This is a genomic window from Paenibacillus baimaensis (assembly GCF_025567575.1).
This window is the reverse complement of record NZ_JAOQIO010000034.1, coordinates 253,993-261,100: the sequence shown is the minus strand read 5'-3', so window position 1 is coordinate 261,100 and position 7,108 is coordinate 253,993. Positions and strand designations below refer to the sequence as shown.

General features: G+C 41.4%; 8 protein-coding genes. All 8 read right to left on the bottom strand.

The genetic code is table 11. The annotated features are described in order from the left end of the window. Nucleotides 1–235: 235 nt before the first annotated feature. Complete coding sequence (locus OB236_RS12145) at nucleotides 236–688, bottom strand: VOC family protein (protein ID WP_262684240.1); 453 nt, start codon at nucleotides 686–688, stop codon at nucleotides 236–238. A gap of 365 nt (nucleotides 689–1,053) precedes the next feature. Further along, nucleotides 1,054–1,494, bottom strand: coding sequence for an NUDIX hydrolase (locus tag OB236_RS12140; protein ID WP_262684239.1), 441 nt, complete (start codon nucleotides 1,492–1,494; stop codon nucleotides 1,054–1,056). Nucleotides 1,495–1,529: 35 nt separating this feature from the next. Then, on the bottom strand, nucleotides 1,530–2,096 hold the full coding sequence (locus OB236_RS12135) for a histidine phosphatase family protein (protein ID WP_262684238.1): 567 nt from the start codon (nucleotides 2,094–2,096) through the stop codon (nucleotides 1,530–1,532). A 249-nt stretch (nucleotides 2,097–2,345) separates the two neighbouring features. Next, nucleotides 2,346–2,714, bottom strand: coding sequence for an anthrax toxin lethal factor-related metalloendopeptidase (locus tag OB236_RS12130; protein WP_332843730.1), 369 nt, complete (start codon nucleotides 2,712–2,714; stop codon nucleotides 2,346–2,348). A gap of 1 nt (nucleotide 2,715) precedes the next feature. Beyond that, a complete protein-coding gene (locus OB236_RS12125; protein WP_262684236.1) occupies nucleotides 2,716–3,576 on the bottom strand; it encodes a stalk domain-containing protein in 861 nt (286 codons plus the stop codon). A gap of 326 nt (nucleotides 3,577–3,902) precedes the next feature. Further along, complete coding sequence (locus OB236_RS12120; protein WP_262684235.1) at nucleotides 3,903–4,037, bottom strand: hypothetical protein; 135 nt, start codon at nucleotides 4,035–4,037, stop codon at nucleotides 3,903–3,905. 319 nt (nucleotides 4,038–4,356) lie between these two features. After that, the gene (locus tag OB236_RS12115) at nucleotides 4,357–4,599 is read right to left on the bottom strand and encodes a hypothetical protein (protein WP_262684234.1); all 243 of its coding nucleotides are present in this window, start codon (nucleotides 4,597–4,599) and stop codon (nucleotides 4,357–4,359) included. 335 nt (nucleotides 4,600–4,934) lie between these two features. Then, the gene (locus tag OB236_RS12110) at nucleotides 4,935–6,998 is read right to left on the bottom strand and encodes an alpha-amylase family protein (RefSeq protein ID WP_262684233.1); all 2,064 of its coding nucleotides are present in this window, start codon (nucleotides 6,996–6,998) and stop codon (nucleotides 4,935–4,937) included. Nucleotides 6,999–7,108: the final 110 nt, after the last annotated feature.

The following is a 7,108-nucleotide window of genomic DNA, read 5'->3' as shown; positions in this document are numbered from 1 at the left end:
GATTTGTTACCACTCATTAATATGAAACTACGCTTAACTGCCCGTTACTTCAACGGAAAAAAAGGGTTCGCTACAAGCAATTCCTGCACTCTCGTACCCGTTAGTTGAGTCCCTTTAATTTGTTTTTTGCATTGATTTCCGTTAAAGTTCATGCATCAGGAAGTCCCACCGAGTTAAGGCAGCTTGCTGACGGCCGCGATGCGGTTAGTCGGTGCGGATGTGTCCCGGCAGTCACTTATTTATTACGGAGTTGTTCCGCCAAACCGATTAGAAGTCCTTCATTTCCACGAATGTAGCAGAGCCGATACGAGTCCTCGTACTGAACCACTTCGCCAACAAGCTGAGCACCATGCTTAGTGAGTCTGGATACCATTTCGTCAATGTCTTCAACGGTGAACATGACGCGTAGATAACCGAGGGCATTTACAGGAGCAGTTCGGTGATCTGATATAGTAGGTGGGGTGAGAAATCGCGAAAGTTCAATTCGGCTGTGGCCATCTGGGGTAACCATCATAGCAATCTCTACACACTGTGAACCCAGCCCGGTTACACGACCAGCCCATTCACCTTCGACAGTAGCTCGCCCTTCGAGCTTCAAGCCAATCTCCTCGAAGAAAGAGATTGCGTCATCAAGGGATTCTACAACGATGCCAACATTGTCCATTCTTAGTAATTTGTTTTTTGCCATAGTTTTATCTCCTTATGTGTACAAATTTATTACCTGATCATCTTCATATTTATTCTATCAGAAATTTCTAATTCCTTCCAAACGATTAACATCTTGTCACAGTATAGTAAAATGTGAAATTTGGTTTTCGGATATGTCCTATTAACTTTTATTTTACGAAATTCAATTCGTAATTACCATAATAAGATCGTTTTTAAGTAATAAAATTACGTAGATACGCTTTTCTAATCGGAGTTACGATATTATCTCCTGCTTATTATTTTTGATCATTAAACTAACCGCTGCCCGTTACTTTAATAAACAAAAAAAGAGCTGCCCAAAGCAAGCCCCTCGACTATAGTTCTTCGTTACTTCAACAAACTGTATTAAGAATTGTGATTAATAGTTCCTCTGAGTACATATGGTGCTATTGATTTACCAATTATTAATCCCTTTAACTCACTTGGTATATGTATGTATTCTTCTGCTCTTTGAGGTTTCATCCAAGTAACTTCCTCAATTTCTTCTGGAAATGAGATATTTATTTCTCCACCAATTACATTCCCTCTAAAGGTAAAGAAAATTGTATGATGTTCCCTATCTACAAAAAACGCTTCACTCACACTGAAAATACCATTTAATTCAACCTCTAAGCCCGTTTCTTCTTTTACCTCACGAATAGCAGCTTCTTCAAGTGTTTCTCCCTCTTCTACTGTTCCACCAGAAAGTGTATAGTAAGAAGATTTCATACTCTTGTTTTTGACCATCAATACATTCTCCCCTTGCCCATCAAAGAGAAGCACGTAGGCAACATCTACTCTTTTCATTTAATAAATCCCCTCTTCGATAAACCTTATAAAATTTAATCATTCCACATTCTTGTTACTTCTTCTAATTCTAAGTCCTCGAATTGCATTTTATAGATATCTGGTTTCTTTAATTGGTTCAAAAACTCCAAGCCAAAAGCTGGATCAAAATGATTCATCATCAAAGTCATTACAAGACCATGAGTTCCGATTGCTATTTTCTTCCCTCTGTGCTCTATTAATATGGGTTTTAGAACTGAGATTGCTCTTTTCTGACAATCAGCATTAGACTCTCCACCCGACAAGGTATAATTAGGGTCATTAAAACTCTCTCTGATACTAGACATTAACTCTGCATTTTCAATCATATAAGATGCAAAATGACGTTCTCTAAGATCTTCAAATACTTTAATATCTAACTTTAAGTGTTCGGCCAATCCCTCAACACTAAGAATTGCTCGAGTATAAGGACTTGATATAATCATGTCTATTCCTTCACCTAGAAGTAACTTCGTTACTTCTTCAATATCGATCTTTCCTTTTGGGGTAAGCCCTCTTGTTCTCTCATTTCCTTCATTGTATGGTGATTCTCCATGCCTAACCATATAGATAATTGTCTTCATACAGGCCTCCTTTAGATGCTTTCATTAAATATCACACTGTGATTTCACATAACGTTATATTCACAAAGTTTATAAAATTATCCAACTCAGAAAATATTCGAGAAACAATTGAACTATCCTGCCCGTTTAACGTCAAGCAATACATGTGTATCAAATTATCCATTTTCATACATTAACTACCGAGGAATGCGCTTGGCCATCATTTACAGCTTGAGCCAAGAACTGTACCTGTTTGAGCGTTCCCGCAGCTTACCCATCCGAAAGATCGTTTTTGCCGCCAAGCTTGCTGATTAGGTCCTGAATAAATTTAAACGTTAGAGGGGCTTTATTTTTGAGTTCCTTTTTCGATTGATCATTAAAATGATACATGGCGAAAGCTTCAGCAAAGTATTCTTCGGGGTTATTTGTAAAGTATGGATTCTGTCCAAAAACCTTTGTCACTTCCTTCTTCCATATTTTCTTGAAATCATCCGACTTGGAAACATTTTTAAACACATAAGTATCGATTGCATGGGATGTTTCATGAAGCTCTAAATTAATTGCATTATGACCGTTGTTAATGCCAGGATTACTATACCCAATACGAACGACCACGGGGAATCCACCAGACCCAGGAATATCATCCCATGTTTTGCCGGTACCCTCCCACCCTCTTGGCTGAATCCCCTTTCTCTTTGCTATTGTCTAGAGCCTTCAGAACATCTATTCCAAAACGAGAAATTCGTTCCACCATTTGAGCAGCTTCATTTGTATCATAATTATCTTTTGGATATATGATAATGTTTTTTAAGATTTCTGTTATCGTTGAAAGATCAGCTGTTTTTACTTTATCTTGTTCAACATTTGTCGCGCTGCCGGTTGTAGGTTTACCCGCTGTATTGTTTTTAACAGGAGTAGTCGCCGTATCATTAGCTCCTTTTTCTGTAGCTTGGCCTCTTGTATCTTTTACTTTGTCGGCGGCTTCTTTACCAACTGAATCGTCACCGCTTACTTTTTCCATGGGGGTGTCGGCATTAGGTTTGATGATATTGTTAGCGGTTGGTTTTGCGTTACTGCTTATCATGACAGTTTGGGTCGTATCCTCCCAATTCACTTTCGCGTTCAAAGCCTCTCCAACGAATCGAAGAGGAATCATGGTATATCCATTAACTAACTGTGGTGCTACTTCTAATGCGACCTGACTTCCGTTCACTTTTGCCTTAGAGGATCCTATCGACAGTTGAAGCTCTATATCGTTTTTCTTTGCATTGACCGTTCTTGTACTATCATCCCATAAAACTGTAGCACCCAGTACTTCGAATATTGCTCGCATTGGAACAAAAGTCAAATTTTCAATAAGGGTTGGTGCTTGTTCATAGTTTTGAGTCTTGCCATCTATAACTACTGTAATTTTATTCTCAGCAGCGTGTGTAGTAGCAGGATTCTGAATGACAAAACTAAAACTAGCAGCCATCAGTATTAATCGTATAGTTTTTTTCATGTTGTCCTTGTCCCCTATTCTAATCATGATATTTGGTTTTGGTGCCTTCGATGCGATTTTAAGCTCGTCTTTATATATCGGAATTTGAGTGCTGGATCTTAATCTCTACGTCAGTCTAACTTTATTTATAAAAAAAGAGTACTCCTTGAGAGACCGCTGCAAAAGTCCAATTTTTACAGAACAACAAAACAGTCAACAAAAAACGAGCCTCCAGAATCGCTTCTAAGGCTCGTTTCGCGTTATTGGAGGCATATTAGTCCCCAAAAAATCTTTGTTTTTTGAGATTCTCGACTTTTGCAGCAGTCTCCCTTGAGCGCCTGATTTTATTAGCAAATACAAGCAAGTGAAGCGATACAAAAGTAATCATTGCGGGCTACCTCCTCCCGAGTGCCTCTACCTGCAGCCAGTTCATCTATGATCGCTAATTTCTCTATAGCGTTATACTCATTCTTCTTTGACAAAGAAATACTCCCCTTTAAGTAACCGCGACTCCTTCCACTACCTCATATCTTAGCAGCAATGTTTACAACCGAGCCAAACCAATTGTCCTGAGTAACATCATAGAAAATTTGTTCTGCAGGCTCTTCCTGTAAATTAAGCGCACGAAAAACCATCGGCGTAATCTCTACCCTTCGATGCAATCTATGCGCAGTGCAATTTCCATCTATAAGGGATCAAAAGACAGTGAACTCTCGCGGTCAGGCGTTAAACCCTACCACGTCAAAATCATCGGCACGGCCGATTTGATAAAATTCACCTACATTAACGACGTAAAAGTACTTACAGATACTCCCGAGCAATTTTGATTAAAAGAAGGATCGTCACCGTCTCAGTTAAGACGAGTAATGCTATACAAGCGGAAATACACGGAACAGAAAATAAGAAATCGAAACCTTCAACAACACCAAATACCATCCAAACTACAGTCAATAAAAACAAAGCCCCAGTCAAAGAAAACAATAATACCGTTATTAATTTGCCGATTGCTGACCCAAAAAAGAACCATTCAAGTTTATCAAACACAGCTTTCCCTCCAAGTTCGTATGCAGGAAGACTTAGTCTGGCATGCCGCGTGGAGAGTTGGAGGCGTGGAGCCGTAACCGATGACTGTTGTGAATGCGAATATGAGTTAATCTGCAAAACATAATGCCAAAAATTTTTAGCCTATGGCTTGCAATTTGCAGATCGTGAGTGTAGAAATGGATAGCATGTTTATCATTTTTGACAGACTGTAACAGTTCTACTAAGGATACCTTCAAAAAAGTATCTGGCCCATTACTCGATCATCCATCTTTCTGTAAGGATGGGTTAGTAAGAAGGCCTTATAACTAAAGAACGGCCTTCTGTCCTTCCTTGTCCTAAGGTATCAACTCTACGCGAACCATATCCCATACACCTAACTCTGCAAGCTTTACCGTCAAAATGCCGTTACTAACTTCATAGGAAACAACTTGACCCGATATGCGGGCTGAAACATCTTTTACCTGCTGATTGGACTCCAACTTCAACGAAAATTTGATGTTATGGCAAGGGATGTTCTCCTTAAGCGGCCGCTGTCCAACTCCATTGACGAAATGCAGCAAATAGAGGTTGTCTTTCTTAAAGGCGCTAATCTGAACACCATGGGGGGCATCAACTTCCAATTGTTTCTTTTCCCCCAGCATGATGTCAATATAGGCTCCGATTAATAAACAGAAGTCGTCGATCCCATATTCTTTAAACAATCGCCCAGGCTCATAGGGTAGGTACATGACCTTCCCGTTTTTGAATTTACTTATCAAACATAAGGGAACCTGCGTCTGGGCAGCCGGCAGACTGGCTCGCTCCGGCGGCGCACCAACAGAATCCGCAGGGGCAAAAGGGGGAACCCAGGTTGCATAAATCTCAACATCCGATTTCGGAACACATAACCCTATTCTACCGCGAAGCGGAACGAGGTTAGTTTCCCCGAGTCTGGTACGCAGAACGTTGCCCGCGGGCTCAATACGCTGATAAGTTGCCACCATTTGCTCGCTGCAGACTACTTGCCCTTTAACTCCGAGCAGGTGGAGGATGGGACTGAGTTCAGTCCCGGAAGTGCCTTCGACAACCAAATGACCGCCTCCGGCCACATATTCCTCAAACAGTCTGCCTGCCTCTTCAGGAAAAGCGAAACCTTTAGGAATGACTACAACAGGATATCGTTTCATTTTCTCAAGGTCAAATTGATAATGTGCCATCATATCGAATTCAATATGGTTGCTGAGAAGTCCGTCAGCCCAGCCCTGGACGTATGTCCCGTCGTCACAGAGCAGCAGCACTTGTGATACGCACTTTGCCTCATCCATATCATCTTCTACCTTTTTGATCATCCGATTGAGCTGGGTAACGCCATCCAGGATTCGCTTGTCTTCAATTGTATCGCAAAATCCCGTAAGAGTGGACCAATGCGCCCCGCCGTTTGCCTTAACCTGCGCGGACCAATAGAGGAATTCTGGTACCGGTAACCCTACATGCCGCCAATCCATCCCCGGGCAGGTATGGATAATACCGATAGGAGAAGGCAGCCCCTCTATAGTCCGCCCCATCTTCATGCGAATAGCCGGCTCGCTCCATTCAGGGAGGTTCTTTTGTCCCAGAGAAAGCACGTCCTGCGCTTCGGTACAAAGCATGTTCCCCGTTTTGCTACGCTCATTGATATTATCTGCTGGCAGGGTCATATTGGATCCTAAATCGAGTTTAAAAGGAAAATAATAGCGTGTAAAAAGCTTGTCTGGAGCCTTTGTGCGCATCAGATCCCAATATTTCTGCGTACACTCAGTGTTGCAGGAGGCTAACCAATCAGACTCAAAATCAGAAGCATGTTCCGGAATTTGTTTTCCATATTTCTTTAGGTATTTTTCTTGGCACACTCCACACCAACACGGCGTAGAGTAGCCACCATTCCAAAAAATCCCATCAACGTCGTTGTAGTTGTCCAATATTTCGTTAATAACAGCGAGGCCTACTTCCTCATTTTGAAAACCGTTATTTATGCAGGTAAGGTATAGCCTCCGCCACAGACCGGGACGGTCATTGCCCCGTGAAATGAGGGATCCGTCCGGTTTGCGTGCAAACCATTGAGGGTTCTGATGATAGATATAATCCTCGGCCATTGCAAAATCAAATCTGGCAATCACCTTGATATTCCGAGCATGGCATGCATCCAAAATTTCACGCAAAATATCCCTTCCATCCGGCATATATTCATTGACATGATGGAACTTCACTTTGCTTGGATACCATGCCGCAATGCCGCCGGCGTTAATCGTAATTACATTGGCGCCCATCTCTTCCGATTCGCACGCGATTTTTTCCGCGTCCATCAAAGGGGCGTCCTTCAATTGCAGGTTAAACTGTATGATGCGAAGCGGCATTTGCCACCATAATCTGTGTGAGATCATCTCAATCACCTCTCTGAAATTGATTTTCAAGCAGTTCTTAAACGTTATCAATCAATCGATTGTATATTTATTCTAGCATCATCAATTTGAAAACATTTATATAAAACCGT

Excerpts from the sequence above, each read along its gene's own strand:
- OB236_RS12110 (WP_262684233.1), bottom strand. The coding sequence starts at position 6,998 with ATGATCTCACACAGATTATGGTGGCAAATGCCGCTTCGCATCATACAG.
- OB236_RS12140 (WP_262684239.1), bottom strand. The coding sequence starts at position 1,494 with ATGAAAAGAGTAGATGTTGCCTACGTGCTTCTCTTTGATGGGCAAGGG.
- OB236_RS12125 (WP_262684236.1), bottom strand. The coding sequence starts at position 3,576 with ATGAAAAAAACTATACGATTAATACTGATGGCTGCTAGTTTTAGTTTT.
- OB236_RS12135 (WP_262684238.1), bottom strand. The coding sequence starts at position 2,096 with ATGAAGACAATTATCTATATGGTTAGGCATGGAGAATCACCATACAAT.
- OB236_RS12145 (WP_262684240.1), bottom strand. The coding sequence starts at position 688 with ATGGCAAAAAACAAATTACTAAGAATGGACAATGTTGGCATCGTTGTA.